Here is a 16198-nt window from a genome sequence, read left to right on the forward strand (position 1 = left end):
GCTGGTCGTGGCGCGGCGTCCCCGGACCCTGTCCGCGCGTCCGGTGACGGCGCACCCGAGCCGGGACCGGACGGCGGGTGCCGAGGCCGAACCGCCGAGCCGTGCCACGGATCGGACCGTCGGGGTGGGCTCGTCCGATCAGGGCGGCGCTGCCGCACCAACGGCCGCACGAACGGCCACGGGGGCGGACCGTACCGCTGCGCCTGCGCCTGCGCCTGCGCCTGAGCCCGCGTCCGCGCCTGAGTCCGCGTCCGCGCGGAACGATCGGGCCGGAGGGGCCGTCCAGCGGGCGGCCGCCGCCGGGCCCGCCCGTCCGGTCCTCGGTGCGCCCCTGACCTCCCTCCCCGCGAGCGCTTCACCTTCGCGCACGCCTTCTCCTTCGGCTTCGTCTTCGTCTTCTTCGCCCGTGATCGCCACCGGACCGCAGGACCGCGACGCCGCGTCGGGTGCGCCGGCCATGCCGGTCGTGCCGGCCGTGTCGGCCGCTGCGGCCGGGGTGCTCGGCACGGCGACCGGCGGCGCCGAACAAGGCCGGCCCGACACCACCCCCGACCGGAGCACCCGTACGGCCGCCGAGCCGGGCGGTACGGCACCGTCGCGCCCCGAGCGGGGGGCGGCCGGCGCGGCACCCGTCCAGCGCGCGCCGTCCGGGGCCGGTTCCTCCTCGCAGGCACCACCGGCGTCCGGGTCGTCCTCGTCGACCACCGAGCGCGTCGGCCAGAGCCCTCCGGACCCGGCCCCCACCCGCACCCGTGGGGGCCTGGGTGCGCCCCTCGACGCGCTGCCGCCGACGGCCACCGCGCCGGGCCGCACCGCCCCGCTGCTCGGCGGGCGGGCACCGGTCCGACGGATCACCGGCCCGACGGCGGGCGCTGCCACCGGCGGCACCAGCGGGCGCGCGACCGAACAGGGCACACCTGCCACGCCGGCCGCGCCTGCCACGACGCCCCCGGCCGGTGAGGCGATGCCGGTGCAACGTGCCGTTCGGGCTTCCGGTGACGGCCCTGCGGAGCCGATCGCCGGGCCTCGGGGCAGCGACGGTGGGCGAACTCTGCCTCAGGGGCGCCCTGTTGACGGTGGTACGGCGGTGCCGGCAGCGCCGACCGTTCGGCGTTCCGGTGGCGGCTCGGCTCTGCCCGCCGGCTCCGCCTCTGTCTCCGCCACCGGCGGCGGGCCGGCGGTCGGCGAGGGGCCGCGTGTGCAGCGCGCCACCCGGCCCGGTGGCGATGCCCCGGCAGGGCCGGCCGCCCCTGCCCGGAGCGGTTCGGTCGGCGCGGGTTCCGACGCGCGCACGAGTTCCGGACCCGGCGGGAGCGGACCGGCGGCCGGGGGAGCGGGACGGTCCGACGTGCCGCCGTCCGGCACCGGTCACGCGCACCGAGCCGGCGGTTCGCCACAGCCCGTCGGCCCCGCGGCCCCGACCCGCCCGGCCGGAGTCCCCGGCCTGGGTGAGGCGCCCAGCGGAGCCGGAGCCGGAGCCGGAGCCGGAGCCGGAACGGGAACCGGCCGGGTGGTGGCCGCGCGGCCGGTGACCGCAGGTTGGGGCGTCCAGCGTGCCGTGGCACTCAGCGGCCCGAGGCGCGGACTGATCGGCGAGCGCCCGATGAGGTTCGCCCTCGCCACCCCGTCGAACCCGCCCGCTCCCGGCGCGCGCAGCGGCCCGAAGCCGCCCGCGCCCGCACCGCCCGTGGTGCCGGCCGTATGGCCCAGGGCGCTCCAGCCGCGTACGGACGGTGAACCGGCTGCCGGATCGGCCACCGAGTCGGCGCCGCGCGACGGCCGGAGGCGTGGATCCTCGGCCGCCGCGCCGCGCTCGCGGCACACGCCCGGCCCGCGCGACGGCGGCACTGTGCCGGGGCGGTCGGTGGTGCCGGGAGGTCCGGCACCGTCCGGCGTTTCGGGCGCCGCACCGGTGCCGGGCCGGCCGTCCGCTGCGGGCGCGCCGCGCGGGGTCGCGGGTGCGGTGCAGCGTTCGGCGGCGCACGTCGGCGGCCAGGCCGTGGCCGGTTCCCCGTCTGTGCAGGGGAGTTCGGTGCCGGGCCGGTCGTCCGGACCGGGCTTGGTACGCGGGCTCGTGGCTGCGGTGCAGCGTTCGCGGGCGCGGCGTCCGTCGGCGCGCGGCGGAGACGGGACGGTGGCTGCCTCCGATTCCCCTTCGGCGCACGGGGGTTCGGCGGCGCAGCCCATGCCCGAGCGCGAGCGTTTGTGGCGTTCGTCGGGCCGGAGGGACGGTCGGGTGGGGCCCGGCTCCTCCCCGGGGCACGGCACTTCCGTCTCGCCGGTCGGCGCCGTCGGGCCGACGGACGCGCCGCGTGTCCGGCCGGGCCGCCCGGAAACGGCCGTGCCGCACACCGGTGGCCCGGTGCCGTCGGCGACACCGCAGCCGCAGGCCGGCGGCCCGGGCACGGATCTCCCGGCCGTGCAGCGTGCCGTCGCACCGGCGGCCGCGGGGAGCCCGGCGCCCGGCGGCTCTGCTGCGTCGTCGGCCGTGGCGCGTGCGCCGCGCCCGCCCGTGGTCCGGCTCGCACCGCCGACGGCGGCGTCGCTCCAGCGGCTTCCGGCGCCCCCCCGGCCGGGGCAGCCCGCCCCGCAGCTCTCCTCGCAGCTCTCCTCGCAGCTTCCCTCGGCAACCTCGTCCTCGCCCGTGGCGCTGCGCGCCCTCAGCGCTCCGTCGGCTCCATCTGCTCCGTCCGTACCGTCCGTGCCGGGGGCGTTCGCACCGCCGTCGCCCGGGACGGCGCGGGTGTTGCAGCGGGTGGCGGAGCAGGCGGGCCTGACCGGGGTGCCGTTGACCGCCGTGCCGGCCCGTACGCCGACGACCACGGTGCAGGCCGCCCCGCAGTCCACCCGGCCCGCCCATTCCACCCGGCCCGCCCGGACGTCGTCCCCGCCCGAGACGGGCGGACCGCCGGTCGAGACGGGCGGCCACGGGCCGGCCGACCTCGACGAACTGGCCCGGCGCCTGGTCGAACCGGTCGGACGGCTGCTGCGCACCGAACTGCGCAGGGGGAGGGAGCGCGGCGGGCGACCGTACGACGGGCGCCGCTGAGCGCGGACCGCGAGCGGCGGCCGACCGACTCCGGCACCAGCCGGAACGAGAACCCGAAGCAGGAACAGGAACGGGAAACAGGAATCAGGATGCGGAACCCATGACCGACAACATCTTCGCGACCAGTGTGTTCTTCAGCCTGACCATCGGCGGCAACGACCTGGGGGAGTTCACCACCTGCTCGGGGCTCGGCGCCCAGGTCGAGATCGAGCAGTACGCGGAGGGCGGCAACAACGGCTTCGCCTGGCAGCTGCCGGGCCGCATCACCTGGTCGAACATCACGCTCACCCGCGCGGTCACCGCGGACACCGCCAAGATCGCCCGCTGGCTGGGCGAGATCGTCCGGAAGGTCGAGCCGAAGGACGGCGAGATCGTCGCGCTGCGGCCCGACCTGAGCCGGATCGTCGGCTGGCAGGTGCTCGGGATCGTCCCGGTGCGCTGGGAGGGGCCGTCCTTCGACCCCTCCAACTCCCAGGCCGCGATGGAGACCCTGGAGATCGCCCACGTCGGCCTGCGCCCCTCCTGAGGACGCCGCGGCCCCATCCGGCGGGTCCCACCCGACCGCACTCGGCCGCGCCCCGCACAGCACAGCCGTTCCGGCCCAGCTGCCCCCCACCCAGCCGCCCCACCCACGTAAGGAGCACCAGGATGTCCTCGGCGGTCCCCGCGAGCGTCACCCGGGCCCAACTGACCATCATGGAGCCCCCGTCGACGGTCGGCGCCCAGCCCGGCGGAACGCTCGCGCAGCTGCGGCTCCAGTTCAACCCGGCGACCCTGGTGCTGCGCAAGACCACCGAGTGGCGGCGCACGCCGTCCCGGATGGCGGGCGAGTCGGCGCTGCCGGAGTTCGTCGGCAGCGGTCCGCGCTCGCTCTCCCTCGACGTGTTCCTGGACTCGACCGCGACCCACGACAACTCGGTGGAGCGGGCGGTGGAGAAGCTGATGACGGCGTGCGTGCCCACGGCGGCCAGCCTGGCCCGCAAGACGCCGGCCAGCCCGTGGATCCGGCTGGACTGGGGCACCCTGAAGACGACCTCGTTCAACGGGGTGATGACCGGCCTCTCGGTCACCTACACGCTCTTCGACGTCAACGGCAGTCCGCTGCGGGCGGTCTGCTCGCTCACCATCGACGAGGCCAGCGTCGACCCGGCCGGCCAGAACCCGACCTCCGGCTCGCCCGAGGCCCGCAGCACCCACCGGGTGATCGCGGGCGACAGCCTGCCGCTGCTCGCCTGGCGCGCGTACGGGGACGCGACGGGGTGGCGCACCATCGCGGAGGCCAACGACATCGACGACCCGCTGGCCCTGGTGCCGGGCTCGGAGCTGATCGTGCCGGGGATCGACGAGCTCACCCGGGTCGGGCAGTCATGACCACCCCCGAGGCCCGGGGCGGCCGCTCCTTCGCCGCGGATCCGGTCGTCGAGGCGCCGGGCCCGCTGCCGCCGATCTGGGCGACCCAGCTGGTGTCCTGCGACATCGAGGAGAGCGTCGGCCTCCCGGACACCGCCGTCCTGAGCTTCCGGGACGCGGACCACAGCTTCCTCGCCGCGACCGGGATCACCATCGGGACCAAGCTGCGGGTGTCCGTGGTGACGGTGCAGGGGAACACCCGGGTGCGGCTGTTCACCGGCGAGGTGACCGCGCTGGAGCTGGAGGTGGACACCACCGGCTCGTACACCGTGGTGCGGGCGTCGGCGGTCACCCACCGCCTGATGCGCGGGCGCCGGGTGAAGGGGTTCCGCAACATGACGACGGCCGACATCGTCCGGGAGGTCGCCTCGGGCGCGGGCCTGCCCTGCGGCCGGATCGACTCCTTCCCGGTCGTCCACCAGCAGCTCTCCCAGGCGAACGTCCCGGACTGGGAGTTCCTGCAGTTCCTGGCGCAGGAGAGCGGGGCCCAGGTGCGGGTGGACGACGACGGCCGGCTGGAGTTCGTCCGGCCCGAGCCCGCCTCCGGGGCGCCGGCGCCCTCCACACCCGCGCCGCAGAACCCGATGGTCCTGGAGTACGGCCGCAACCTGCTGGAGCTGCGCGGCGTGCTGACCGGCGCCGCCGGCGCGGACACGGTCGAGGCCCGCGGCTGGAACGTCACCACCAAGAGCGCCCTGGTCGCCACCGAGCCGTCGGTGACCTCCCGGACGGTGCTGCCGGGGATGAGCCCCGCGCAGGTGGCCTCCGCGTTCCCCGGCCGGGCCCGGCTGACCGTCGCCGACACCCCGTACCGCACCCAGGCGGAGACGACCGCCGTCGCGCGTTCGCTGGCCGCCTCGGTGGCCTCCGGCTTCGGCGAGCTGGAGGCCGTCGTCGAGGGCAACCCGCGGCTGCGGGCGGGCACCGCCGTCGCCCTGGGGAACGTCGGCGCCGCCTTCTCGGGCCGCTACACCGCCACCGGGGTGCGCCACCTGCTCGAACCGTTCCGCGGCTACCGGACCACCGTGGTGGTCAGCGCGTCGCCCGACCGCTCCCTGGCGGGGCTGGTCACCGGCGGCAACGCGCCGCCGCGCGGTCCTCGGATGCCGGGCCTGGCCGTCGCCGTGGTCACCGACGTCCGGGAGCCGGGCGGCGGGCAGCGCGGCTGGGTGAAGCTGAAGTTCCCCTGGCTGGACGACACGTACGTCTCCGACTGGGTGCGCACCGTGCAGTTGGGCGGCCACGGGGGCGGTGGCGTGGTCAGCCCCGAGGTCAACGACGAGGTGCTGGTGGGCTTCGAGCAGGGCGACCTGGACAGCCCGTACGTGCTCGGCGGGCTCTACAACGGCGTCGACCGGCCCTCGCCGCACGACGTACCGCTGGTCGACGCGGGCTCCGGCAAGGTCAACCGCCGCTCCGTGGTGTCCCGTTCGGGCCACCGCCTGGAGCTGCTGGACGTGCCGGGCGGCGCCTCCGGCGTCCGGCTGGCGAGCGGGGACAAGAAGCTGGAGGTCAAACTCGACCAGCAGAACGGGGAGATCGTCCTGACCGTCCACGGCGTGGGCGGCGCGGCGGGGAGCACGGTGCGCCTCGACTCCTCCGGCATCACCCTCGACGCCGGCACCGGGACCGTGAACGTGCGCGGCGGCTCGGTCACCCTGCGGGGCACGACCGCGGTCACCGTGGACGGCGGCGCCGAAGCCGTGGTCAAGGGAGCGCTCGTGCGCATCAATTGACGGAACATCAGTTACGGATCGACAGTCAGTAGTCAGTAGTCAGTAGTCAGTAGTCAGTAGTCAGTAGTCAGCAAGCAGCAAGCAGCAAGCAGCAAGCAGCAAGCAGCAAGCAGCAAGCAGCAAGCAGCAAGCAGCAAGCAGCGAGAAGCCGGCGGCCACGCGCCCACCGGCACCACCGGAAATGGAGACCGTACATGCCCCCCGCAGCCCGGACCGGCGACCTCACCGATCACGGCGGCGCCCTCACCACCCCGCCGCCGGGCGCCCTCAGGGTGGCGACCGTGCTGATCGGCGGCCGCCCCGCCGCGGTGGTCGGCAGCATCCACGCCTGCGTCCCGCACCTGGAGATGGGCCCCGCCAACCTCGTCGAGCCCGGCCTGGGCACGGCGACCAGGGGAGTGGTCCTGATCGGCGGCCTCCCCGCGGCCCGCATGGGAGACAAGACGACCTGCGGCGCCACCATCACGAGCGGCGCGTTCAACGTGCTGATCGGAGGCGTCGCATGACCAGCAGCTTCATCGGCCGGGGTTGGGCCTTCCCGCTGCGGGTCAACGCCACCGGCGGCATCGGCATGGTGGACCGGGACCGGGAGATCGCGGAGGCCGTCCGGCTGATCCTCGGCACCGCCCCCGGCGAGCGGCCGATGCGCCCGGAGTTCGGCTGCGGCATCCACGAGTACGTCTTCGCGCCGGGCGACTTCACCACCGCCGGACGGATCGCGCGCGAGGTGCGCATCGCACTGGAACGCTGGGAGCCGAGGATCGAGGTCGACGACGTGGTGATCGCCTTCGACAGCGTCGACGAGGGCACGCTCTACATCGACGTCCACTACACCGTGCGCGCCACCAACGACCGCCGCAACCTGGTCTTCCCCTTCTACACCATCCCGGAGTCCCCGGCCGCGGTGAACGGGGGCGAGAACTGATGGCCCTGCCCTCCCCGAACCTGGACGACCGCCGCTTCCAGCAACTCGTCGACGAGGCCAAGCGGTACGTCCAGCAACGCGCGCCGGAATGGACCGACCACAACGTCTCCGACCCCGGCGTCACCCTCATCGAGACCTTTGCCTACCTGGTCGACCAGCTGCTCTACCGGCTGAACCGGGTACCGGAGAAGAACTACTCCGCCTTCCTCGACCTGCTGGGCATCCGGCTCTTCCCGCCCGCCGCGGCCCGGGCCGACATCGACTTCTGGCTCTCCGCCCCGCAACCCGAGACGGTCCTGCTGCGGGCGGGCACCGAGGTCTCCACGCTGCGCACCGAGACCGACGACGCGGTGGTCTTCTCCACCGCCGACGACCTCCCGATCGTCCCCAGCTCGCTGGACCGGCTGCTCACCGTCAGCGCCTCCGGGGAGCAGACCGACTGCACGGGCCGACTGACCGACGGCGCGGACGTCCGGTGCTTCCAACCGCACCCGGTGGTCGGGGATGCCATGCTCTTCGCGCTGCCGGCCGTGGTGCCGCGCTGCATCCTGGTCGTCCGGCTGGACAGCCGGGTGGAGGGCGTCGGCGTCGACCCGCGCCAGCCGCCGCTGGCCTGGGAGGTGTGGGACGGCGCGCGCTGGACCGCCTGCGAGACCGGCAGCGACACCACGGGCGGCCTCAACCGGCCCGGCGAGGTCGTGGTGTTCGTGCCCGCCGGGCACACCGCCTCGGTGGTCGCCGGCCGCCGCGCCGGCTGGCTGCGCTGCCGGGTCACCGAACCGCAGCCGGGCCAGCCGTTCTACTCGGAGTCCCCGACCATCCGCCGGGCCGAGGTGTTCACGGTCGGCGGCACCGCCACCGTCGTCCACGCGCAGACCGTCACCGACGCGCCGCTCGGCACCTCGGAGGGCGTCGCGGGCCAACGCTTCGGGCTCTCCCGGCCGCCGGTGCTGCTCGACGGCGAACCCCCGGTGGTCGAGGTCGCGGCCGGCGAGGGCTGGGAGCCCTGGACGGTCGTCGAGCACTTCGGCGAGTCCTCGCCCGTCGACCGGCACGTCGTGCTCGACGCGACCACCGGCGAGTTCCTCTTCCCGCCCGCGGTAAGGGAGCCCGACGGCAGCCTGCGCGCCTTCGGTGCGGTGCCGCCCAAGGGCGCCCGGCTGCGCGTCCCGCACTACCGCACCGGCGGCGGCACTGCGGGCAACGTCGCCCGCAGCACCATCACGGTGCTGCGCAGCTCCGTCCCGTACATCGCCCGGGTCGACAACCGCGAGGCGGCCAGGGGCGGGGTCGACGGCGAGACCGTGGAGAACGCCAAGCAGCGCGCCCCGCACCAGCTGAGGCTGCAGGAACGCGCCGTCACCGCCGGCGACTTCGAACTGATCGCCCGGCAGGCCGCGCCGTCCGCCGCCCGGATCAGCTGCGTGCCCGCCACCGGCGGGGAGGCCGGCGCGGTACGGGTGCTGGTCGTCCCCGACGCCGTCCCGGACGACGGCGAGCGGCTGCGGTTCGAGCAACTGATCCCCGACGAGCAGGTGTTGGCCACCGTCGCCACGGCCCTCGACGAGCGACGGCTGATCGGCACCCGGATCGTCGTACAACCCCCGGCCTACCAGGGCGTGACGGTGGTCGCCCGGCTCACCACCCGCGCCGCCGACCCCGACCGCGTCCGCGAGGAGGTGCTCGCCGCCCTGTACGGGTACCTCAACCCGCTGCGCGGCGGCGCCGACGGCGCGGGCTGGCCGTTCGGCCGGGCCGTCCAGTACGGCGAGGTGTTCGCCGTCCTCCAGCGGGTCGCCGCCGTCGCCGGCGTCGAGGAACTGCGGCTGTTCCCGGCCGACCCGATCACCGGCCGCCGGGGCGCGCCCGCCGAACGCGTCGAGGTCCCGCCGGACGCCCTGGTCTTCTCGCACCAGCACCAGGTCGTGGTCACCCCGGCCGCCGAGGACGGCAGGTCATGAGGGCCGCCGTCCCGGGCCTGCCCAGCCCGCACCCGATCGGCGAGCTGCTTCCGGCGCTCTTCGCCGACGACGACTTCGCCCAGCGGTTCACGGCCGGCCTGGACACCGTCCTCGCCCCGGTCTTCGCCACCCTGGACAGCCTGCCCGCCTACTTCGAACCCCGGCTCGCGCCGGCCGACTTCGTCGACTGGCTGGCGTCCTGGGTCGCGGTGGACGTCGACCCGACCTGGCCGATGGAGGTGCGCCGGGCGGTGGTCGAGCGCGCCGTGGAACTGCACCGCTGGCGCGGCACCCGACGCGGACTCACCGAGCGGCTGCGGCTGGTACTGGGCGCCGGCGCCGAGATCGTGGACGGCGGCGGCACCACCTGGTCCACCGCCCCCGACGCCGCCCCGCCGCCCGCCACGAGCGGTGACGTGCTGGTCCGGGTCTGGCCCCTGCACGGCCCGGCACCGGACGAGGACCAGGTGCTGTCCGTCGTCAGGGCGGGCTGCCCGGTCCACCTGACCTGCCGGGTGGAGATCCTGCCCGGCCCACCCGGGCGAGCGGAGGGCTGACGGATGCCGGTGTGCCCCGAATGCGGGACGGCGAACGCGGAGGGGGACGACTTCTGCGGCAACTGCGGTGCCTACCTGGGGTGGTCGCACGGTACCGCCGCTCCGGCGGCTGCGGCCCCGGCGTCGGCTGCGGTGCCGGCTGCGGCTGCTGCCGGGCCAGGGGCCGCGCCGGGGGCGCCCGCCGAGCCCCCGGCGCCTGCTGCGGCGTCCGCCGTGCCCGCCGACCCGGCCGCGTCCGCTGCGCCTTCTGCGTCCGCTGCATCTCCTGCGTCCGCTGCGCCCTCTGCGTCACCCGGGCCCGAGACCGCGCGCACCGGGTCCACGTGGCGGAACGTGTCACGACGGGTGACGCGCGGCAGGAGGGAGCAGCCGCCCGCCGCGGACACCGAGACGCCGACTCCGCCCGCGGTTGAGACGCTGACCCGGCCGGCCACCGAGCCCCCGCACGAGAGCTCCACCCGGGTACGGCCGGCTTCGGTTCCGTCATCGGAGCCGGACCCGGACCCGGGCTCGGCCCCTGTTTCGGACTCCGCCCCGGCCGCTGCCCCTCCGCGGACGCCCGACCCGGTTCCGGCGCGGACGCCCGAACCGCCCCCGGCACCGACGCCCGACCCGGTTCCGGCGCGGACGCCCGGACCGCCCGCGACTCCGACCGGGGCCGTGCAGGCCGACCCGGTGGCCGTGCAACCCGCCAAGCCCGTCGCGCCCCGCCCCGTCGTCAGAACGGCGGCGGCCGACGCCGCCCAGGACGGCCCGCCCTGCCCCCGCTGCGGCACGCCCAACCTGCCCGAGCGGAAGTTCTGCCGCCGCTGCGCGGCCCCGCTGACCGTCACCGCGGCCGCGCCCAGGCTGCCGTGGTGGCGCACCCGTTGGCCGTTCCGGCGCCGGGTGCGCATGGGCGGCTCGGGCAACGCGCTGCGGCGCACCATCGCCCTGCTCGTGCTGGTCGCGGTGGTGGTGGCGGGGATCCTGCTGTACCCGGCCGGGAAGAAGGCCTTCCAGGACGTGCTGGACAAGCTCGGCAGCACCGCGCCGATCACGCCCTCCCAGACCTCGGCGAGCGCCGCCGTGGAGGGACGTCCCGCGAGCGCCGCCGACGACGGCCTGACCAACACCTACTGGGGAGCGCCCGCGGTCGGGGACTCGATCAGCTTCGACTTCCGCACCCCGTTCCGGCTCGTGGACCTGATCGTCCACACGGGCGACTCCACCGACCCGGAGCGCTTCCGGCAGCAGGCCCGTCCCATCGTCCTGTCCCTGGAGGTCACGTCCAAGGACGGGGAGCTGCACCGGAAGCAGATCTCGCTCAACGACCAGCCGGGCCCGCAGACCGTGGTGACCGGGATCAGCGACGTCGTCCAGGTGAAGCTCACCGTCCGCGAGGCCGCCGGAACCGGCCCCGGCCGGGCGATCGCCCTGGCGGAGGTGGAGTTCTTCAAGCGCACCTGAGCCCGCCCACCCGCCTGCTCGGCGGCCGGCGTGTCCGCTCTTCTCTTCCTCTTCCCGACGTACCAGAAGCCGGTCGTCGGGATGCTCAGCTCCATGCGACCTGATCACCGAGGCGCTCGCCGCGCCTCGGTGATCAGCGCGCGGAGCGCGGCGGCCACGGGCGCCGGGCGCTCCTGCATGGCGACGTGGCCGGTGTCCGGAAGGGTGAGCAGACGGGCGTCGCGGAAGGCCGCGTAGGCGCGGGGTGCGGTCCGGAAGGGGACGAGGCGGTCCTCGCGGCCGTAGACGAGCAGGGTGGGGGCGGTGATCCGGTGGGCCAGCTGCCAGAGCGAGGACGGGCCCCGCTGCAGGAAGGCGCGGACGAGTGCGCGTACGCCCGCCGGCAGCATGCCGGCGGTGTGGGGGAGCCCGGCCCGGCGCAGGCGTTCGCGGGCCTCTGTCGCCCGCTGCTCGGGGCCGACCCGGGCGGGGTCGGCGTAGATCAGGCGGTAGAGGTCGTCGAGCTGCCGGTCCTGGTCCTGGGCCGACAGCAGCCGGGCGTACAGGCGGGGGGCACCCGGCAGGGCGAGCAGGGACACCCGGAGGGCCTGGATCGGCGGCAGGGCCGGGAGCACGGGGGACACCAGCGTCAGGGTGGCCACCAGGTCCGGGCGGCGGGCGGCGAGCCGCAGGGCGGCCAGGCCGCCCAGGGAGTTGCCGACCAGGTGGACCCGGCGGTGCCCGGCGCGGTCCAGGTGGTCGGCGACGGCGGCGGCCTGGCGGGAGACGGTGACGACGCCGTCGTGCGGGGGCACCGACCTTCCGTAGCCCGGGAGGTCGAGGGCCAGGCAGTGCACCGAGGTCCGCAGGAGGCCGATCAGGGCGGCCCAGTTGTGGGTCCAGCCGCCGAGGCCGTGCAGGAAGACGGCGGTGTCGGCGGCGGGGGCGCCGCCGGTGGCATCGGTGACGGGAGAGGTGACGGGGGAGTACTCGGCGGCGAGGGGCGGGTGCACGGTGGTCGGTTCCTCGGTTCCTCGGTGCTTCGCTTCTTCGGTTCTTCGATTCCTCGGGTCGGACGGTCGGACGGTCGGCGTGGTCCGGGTGCCCGTACGTGTCGGCGGATCGGTGCGGGGCCCGGCGGTTCAGCGCACGGCCTGTTGGCGCCGGGGTCCGGCGGTCTCCGCGATGGCGTGCCGGTAGTGCCCGATCAGCCGGTCGCCGACCGCCTCCCAACTGCGGTCGGTGACGGCGGCCCGGCCCGCCCGGCCGAGTTCCGCCCTCAGCCCGGCGTCGCGGGCCAGGCGTTCCACCGCCGTGCGGAACGCCCCGCCCGCACCGGGCGGGACGAGGAAGCCGGTCCGTCCCGGGACGACGAGGTCCAGCGGCCTGCCGGCCGCCGGGGCGACCACCGGCAGTCCGCTGGCCATGGCCTCCTGGACGGTCTGCCCGAAGGTCTCGAACGGTCCGGTGTGCGCGAACACGTCGAACGAGGCGTAGAGCCGGGCGAGTTCGTGTCCGGTGCGGCGGCCCAGGAAGAGCGCGTCCGGCAGTGCCGCCGCCAGCGGGCTGCGGCAGGGGCCGTCGCCGACGACCACCAGCCGTACGCCCGGGAGCCGGGAGACCTCCGCCAGCCGGTCGACCTGCTTCTCCGCGGCCAGGCGCCCGACGTACCCCACCAGCACCTCGCCCTGCGGGCCCAGCCTGCGGCGCAGGGGCTCGTCCCGGTGGCGGGGGTCGAAGCGCGCGCAGTCCACCCCGCGCGGCCACAGGTGGAGCCGGGGTACGCCCTGCGCGGCCAGCGCGTCGAGCGAGGCCCGGGACGGTGCCAGCGTCCGCGCGGCGGTGCCGTGGATGTGCCGCAGGATCCGCCAGGCCGTGCGGGCCCCGGCGTCTCCGGCCAGCGGCAGGTAGGTGCGGGCGTAGGCGGCCAGGTCGGTCTGGAACACCGCCACCGCCGGGGTGCCGGCCCGTCGGGCCGCCGCCGCGCCGACGGCCCCGAGGACGAACGGCCCCGCCAGGTGGACGACATCGGGCCGGTGCCGCTCGATCGCCTCGGCCATCCGGCGCCCGGGAAGCGCGATCCGCACCTCCGGGTAGCCGGGCAGCGGCAGGGAGGGGACGTGGGCCACCCGGTAGCCGTGCGGCCGCTCGCCGGCCTCTCCCGCACGACCTCGCCGGGGTCGCGCCGCCGGGGCCAGTACCAGCACGGCGTGGCCGCGGGCCGCCAGGTGCTCGGCGGTCCGCAGCACGCTGTGGGCGACGCCGTTGAGCTGCGGCGCGAAGGACTCGGTGACGATCAGGACGCGCAGCCGGCCGTCGTCGGAGGCCGGGAGTCCTGCGGCCCGAGCGGTCCGGCCGGTCGGTACGGCAGGGCCGGTCGGTACCGCGGACCGGACCCCGCTCACCGGGCGGCACCGGCGGCGGCTTCGGCTTCCGCTTCGGCCTCAGCCTCTACATCGGCCTCTGCCTCTACATCGGCCTCTGCCTCTGCCTCGGCCTCTGCCTCGGCGTCGATCTCGGGGGCGATCCCGGCTCGGGCCCCGACTGCCGCCCCGTCCCCCGCCGCGCGGCCGACCTCCCGCAGATCCCGCAGGATCTCCCGGAACGACGCCGCGAGACCGGCCTCGCAGTACTCCACACCGATCTCGGCACAGTACGCCCGCACGATGTGTGAGGCCGCGCCGAGCGATGCGACCGGCATGGCCGGGAAGAGGTGGTGCTCGATCTGGTAACCGAGGCCACCGAACACGAAGTGCACGACCCGCCCGGCACGGAGGTTGCGGGAGGGCAGGACCTGCCGCCGCACGTAGTCGCCGTGCGCCTCGTCCGCGCCGGTCATCGGCATGCCCTTGTGGTTGGGCGCGAAGATGCACCCCAGGTACACGCCGAGCACGGCCCCGCACACCGCGGCGAACGCGAGCGCCTGGAGCGGCGTGAGGACGACGAGCAGGAGTCCTGCCGCCAGGGCGTAGTGCAGGACGGCGAGGGCCCGCTCCAGGGCCGGGTACCGGACCTGACCCCGGACCAGGGTCAGGCAGGTCGCGACGACGAGGCCGAGCGCCTGGAGGGAGAGCAGCGGGAAGAACAGCTCGGCCTGGCGCCTGGCGACGGTCCGGCGCAACCCCCGTGTGCGACGGGCCTGTTCGACGGTCCGGACGAAGAGGATGGAGTCGGCGGCCGGATCGCGGCCCTCGCGGTTCGGGTGCGCGTGGTGGCGGTTGTGGTCGCTGACCCACCAGCCGTAGCTCATGCCGACCACGAGGTTCCCGAGGACGATTCCCGCCAGGTCGGTCGCCCGGCGCCCGGAGAACACCGCGTGGTGCGCCACGTCGTGGCCGAGCAGCGCCAGCTGACCCAGGACGAAGGCGAGCAGGGGTGCGAGGGCGAGCTGCCACCAGGTCGCGCCGAGGGCGATGAACCAGGCCAGGAGCAGGGCGAGGGCGGCCAGCAGGGCGGTGCTCCGGCCGGCGTAGTAGAGGGGGCGCGTGCGGAGGAGTCCGGCCTCCTGGACGCGTCGGCGCAGCTCGGCGAAGTCGCCGCGCCGGGCCGTGCCGACGGTCGGGCTCTCCTGAACGGTCATGCCACCATCCCGGTGTCGGGTCGCCCGGCCGACCGCGACCGACTTCCGCGCGGCCCGGACCGGGAACGGCCCAGCCTTCCGTACCCGTACCTCCGACACCTCGATCCGGCCCGTGTCGCCCGGGACATGGACCGATCGGGCGGACGGCGGTCCTCGGCACTCCGCTGCACGTCCGAGCTCCGCCCGTCCGTTCGAGTCCCGCGAACGGCCTCCGGGGTGCGGAGTGGGGTGCCGGGTACTGGGTGGGGCGGGGAGAGACGATCGACCACCAGTTGTGCTGTTCAGCCGTCATTTACCGTACGTCGACGTACAGTTGGGGTGCTTGGCATGCACACTTCAGGAACTGCGGACGTGAAGGAGCATCTCTCGTGACCACTCACCTCAGGCGTCCCGCCCTCCGGCGCACGGTACCGGCGCTGATGGCGACACTGTGCGGGATCGCCGGCGTCGCCACCGTCGGCGCGACCCCGGCAGCGGCAGCCGACCAGCGGCACGCGATCTACGCGATCGCGCACCGGGTCGACACCGTGGCGGGCGTGGACGCCGCCCTCAAGCACGGCGCCAACGGCATCGAGATCGACGTCTGCGCCTGGTGGAACCCGAACGAATGGCGGGCCTACCACGACTGCTCCTCGGCCGGGGAGAACCGTCTGGGCCCCAGCTTCGACAGCATGATCGACCGTATCCTCTCCAACGCCAACGCGGGGCGCCGGCTCTCCCTGGTCTGGCTGGACATCAAGGACCCGAACTACTGCGGGGAGCAGCCGAACCGCACCTGCAGCGTCGCCGGGCTGCGGGACAAGGCCCAGCGGCTGACGGCCGCCGGGATCCAGGTGCTCTACGGCTTCTACGAGTACCACGGCGGCAACACCCCGGACGTCGGCGGCCGGGGCTGGAAGAGCCTGGAGGGCAAGCTCGGCCCCCTGGAGGGCATCACGACGACGGGGAGCCGCGACACGGTCCGCAGCGCCTTCGAGCGTTCCGGCTCCGGCTTCCCGGCCGGCCACCGTGCGATGGACTACGGCGACAGCGACATCACCAAGGGGTTCGGCAACTGCACGGAGCCCACCTACAACACCTGCACGGAACTGAAGAAGGGAGCGGCGGACCGCGCCTCCGGGCAGCTCGCGGCCACGCTGTCCTGGACGACCACCTACAACGACCCCTGGTACGTCGACAAGCTGCTGGGTGACGCCCGGGTGGACGGCATCATCGCCGGCTACGGCGCCTTCACCGGAGTGCGCGAGTACGACGACAGCTGGCAGTGCGCCAACGCCGTCAACCTCGTCCGAGACTGGGTGAACCGCCACGGCTCCACCCACCGCATGGCCACCAGCGGCGACCGCCTCTTCAAGTAGGGGACGACCTCCGGCCGCGCCCCGGTACGGGCCGGGCGCGGCCGGGCGCGGCGCGGGCCGGGGCATTTGTTCTCGGGCACGGAGTAGGAGTAGTGTTCTCTAGTCGCTCGGCAGGGAGCACCGGACACGCATCGGCGCGGACGGTCCCGGGGCGGCCAATCCTCTGAAACACCACTTCCCAGGTTCGGGCTGGG

13 protein-coding genes and 1 pseudogene are annotated in these 16198 nt (G+C 75.3%); 11 read left to right on the forward strand and 3 right to left on the reverse strand.

Going from position 1 to position 16198, the window contains the following annotated elements:
• Positions 1-2755: 2755 nt before the first annotated feature.
• The 10 genes and pseudogenes from ACIGG8_RS33230 to ACIGG8_RS33275 all read left to right on the forward strand — a co-directional run bounded on the left by ACIGG8_RS33230 (position 2756) and on the right by ACIGG8_RS33275 (position 11087).
• Positions 2756-3049 (forward strand): hypothetical protein, encoded by a 294-nt coding sequence (locus tag ACIGG8_RS33230; RefSeq protein WP_396552380.1) that lies wholly within the window; start codon positions 2756-2758, stop codon positions 3047-3049.
• A 100-nt stretch (positions 3050-3149) separates the two neighbouring features.
• On the forward strand, positions 3150-3575 hold the full coding sequence (locus ACIGG8_RS33235; protein WP_350524446.1) for a phage tail protein: 426 nt from the start codon (positions 3150-3152) through the stop codon (positions 3573-3575).
• 122 nt (positions 3576-3697) lie between these two features.
• Positions 3698-4420 (forward strand): LysM peptidoglycan-binding domain-containing protein, encoded by a 723-nt coding sequence (locus ACIGG8_RS33240; protein WP_396552381.1) that lies wholly within the window; start codon positions 3698-3700, stop codon positions 4418-4420.
• Entirely contained in the window at positions 4417-6195 is a 1779-nt protein-coding gene (locus tag ACIGG8_RS33245) for a VgrG-related protein (RefSeq protein WP_396552382.1), read from the forward strand. Before ACIGG8_RS33240 ends, ACIGG8_RS33245 begins: the two co-directional genes overlap by 4 nt.
• Before the next feature lie 194 nt (positions 6196-6389).
• On the forward strand, positions 6390-6701 hold the full coding sequence (locus tag ACIGG8_RS33250) for a PAAR domain-containing protein (RefSeq protein ID WP_396552383.1): 312 nt from the start codon (positions 6390-6392) through the stop codon (positions 6699-6701).
• The gene (locus tag ACIGG8_RS33255) at positions 6698-7120 is read left to right on the forward strand and encodes a GPW/gp25 family protein (RefSeq protein ID WP_350524450.1); all 423 of its coding nucleotides are present in this window, start codon (positions 6698-6700) and stop codon (positions 7118-7120) included. The genes ACIGG8_RS33250 and ACIGG8_RS33255 overlap by 4 nt, the downstream gene beginning before the upstream one ends.
• A complete protein-coding gene (locus tag ACIGG8_RS33260) occupies positions 7120-9081 on the forward strand; it encodes a putative baseplate assembly protein (protein ID WP_396552384.1) in 1962 nt (653 codons plus the stop codon). The genes ACIGG8_RS33255 and ACIGG8_RS33260 overlap by 1 nt, the downstream gene beginning before the upstream one ends.
• Positions 9078-9638: a phage tail protein I gene (locus ACIGG8_RS33265; protein WP_396552385.1), complete on the forward strand. Its 561-nt coding sequence runs from the start codon at positions 9078-9080 to the stop codon at positions 9636-9638. Before ACIGG8_RS33260 ends, ACIGG8_RS33265 begins: the two co-directional genes overlap by 4 nt.
• Before the next feature lie 3 nt (positions 9639-9641).
• A pseudogene (locus tag ACIGG8_RS33270) lies at positions 9642-9707 on the forward strand (zinc-ribbon domain-containing protein); the annotation flags it as partial.
• Positions 9708-10313: 606 nt separating this feature from the next.
• Complete coding sequence (locus ACIGG8_RS33275; protein WP_396552389.1) at positions 10314-11087, forward strand: NADase-type glycan-binding domain-containing protein; 774 nt, start codon at positions 10314-10316, stop codon at positions 11085-11087.
• 104 nt (positions 11088-11191) lie between these two features.
• On the opposite strand, the gene ACIGG8_RS33280 is transcribed toward ACIGG8_RS33275, so the two are convergent.
• From ACIGG8_RS33280 to ACIGG8_RS33290, 3 genes are all read right to left on the reverse strand, one after another.
• Entirely contained in the window at positions 11192-12079 is an 888-nt protein-coding gene (locus tag ACIGG8_RS33280) for an alpha/beta fold hydrolase (protein ID WP_396552386.1), read from the reverse strand.
• A 129-nt stretch (positions 12080-12208) separates the two neighbouring features.
• Positions 12209-13375 (reverse strand): glycosyltransferase family 4 protein, encoded by a 1167-nt coding sequence (locus ACIGG8_RS33285; RefSeq protein ID WP_396552390.1) that lies wholly within the window; start codon positions 13373-13375, stop codon positions 12209-12211.
• Between the two features lie 92 nt (positions 13376-13467).
• Positions 13468-14646: an acyl-CoA desaturase gene (locus ACIGG8_RS33290; RefSeq protein ID WP_396552387.1), complete on the reverse strand. Its 1179-nt coding sequence runs from the start codon at positions 14644-14646 to the stop codon at positions 13468-13470.
• A 368-nt stretch (positions 14647-15014) separates the two neighbouring features.
• Between ACIGG8_RS33290 and ACIGG8_RS33295 the strand changes: the two genes are divergently transcribed.
• On the forward strand, positions 15015-16004 hold the full coding sequence (locus tag ACIGG8_RS33295) for a phospholipase (protein ID WP_396552388.1): 990 nt from the start codon (positions 15015-15017) through the stop codon (positions 16002-16004).
• Positions 16005-16198 lie beyond the last annotated feature (194 nt).

Origin of the sequence: Kitasatospora sp. NPDC085464 (genome assembly GCF_044541955.1) — a bacterium.
Classification (GTDB): domain Bacteria; phylum Actinomycetota; class Actinomycetes; order Streptomycetales; family Streptomycetaceae; genus Kitasatospora.

Coding starts and splice junctions, on each gene's coding strand:
- ACIGG8_RS33235 (WP_350524446.1), top strand. CDS start 3,150: ATGACCGACAACATCTTCGCGACCAGTGTGTTCTTCAGCCTGACCATC.
- ACIGG8_RS33240 (WP_396552381.1), top strand. CDS start 3,698: ATGTCCTCGGCGGTCCCCGCGAGCGTCACCCGGGCCCAACTGACCATC.
- ACIGG8_RS33245 (WP_396552382.1), top strand. CDS start 4,417: ATGACCACCCCCGAGGCCCGGGGCGGCCGCTCCTTCGCCGCGGATCCG.
- ACIGG8_RS33250 (WP_396552383.1), top strand. CDS start 6,390: ATGCCCCCCGCAGCCCGGACCGGCGACCTCACCGATCACGGCGGCGCC.
- ACIGG8_RS33255 (WP_350524450.1), top strand. CDS start 6,698: ATGACCAGCAGCTTCATCGGCCGGGGTTGGGCCTTCCCGCTGCGGGTC.
- ACIGG8_RS33260 (WP_396552384.1), top strand. CDS start 7,120: ATGGCCCTGCCCTCCCCGAACCTGGACGACCGCCGCTTCCAGCAACTC.
- ACIGG8_RS33265 (WP_396552385.1), top strand. CDS start 9,078: ATGAGGGCCGCCGTCCCGGGCCTGCCCAGCCCGCACCCGATCGGCGAG.
- ACIGG8_RS33290 (WP_396552387.1), bottom strand. CDS start 14,646: ATGACCGTTCAGGAGAGCCCGACCGTCGGCACGGCCCGGCGCGGCGAC.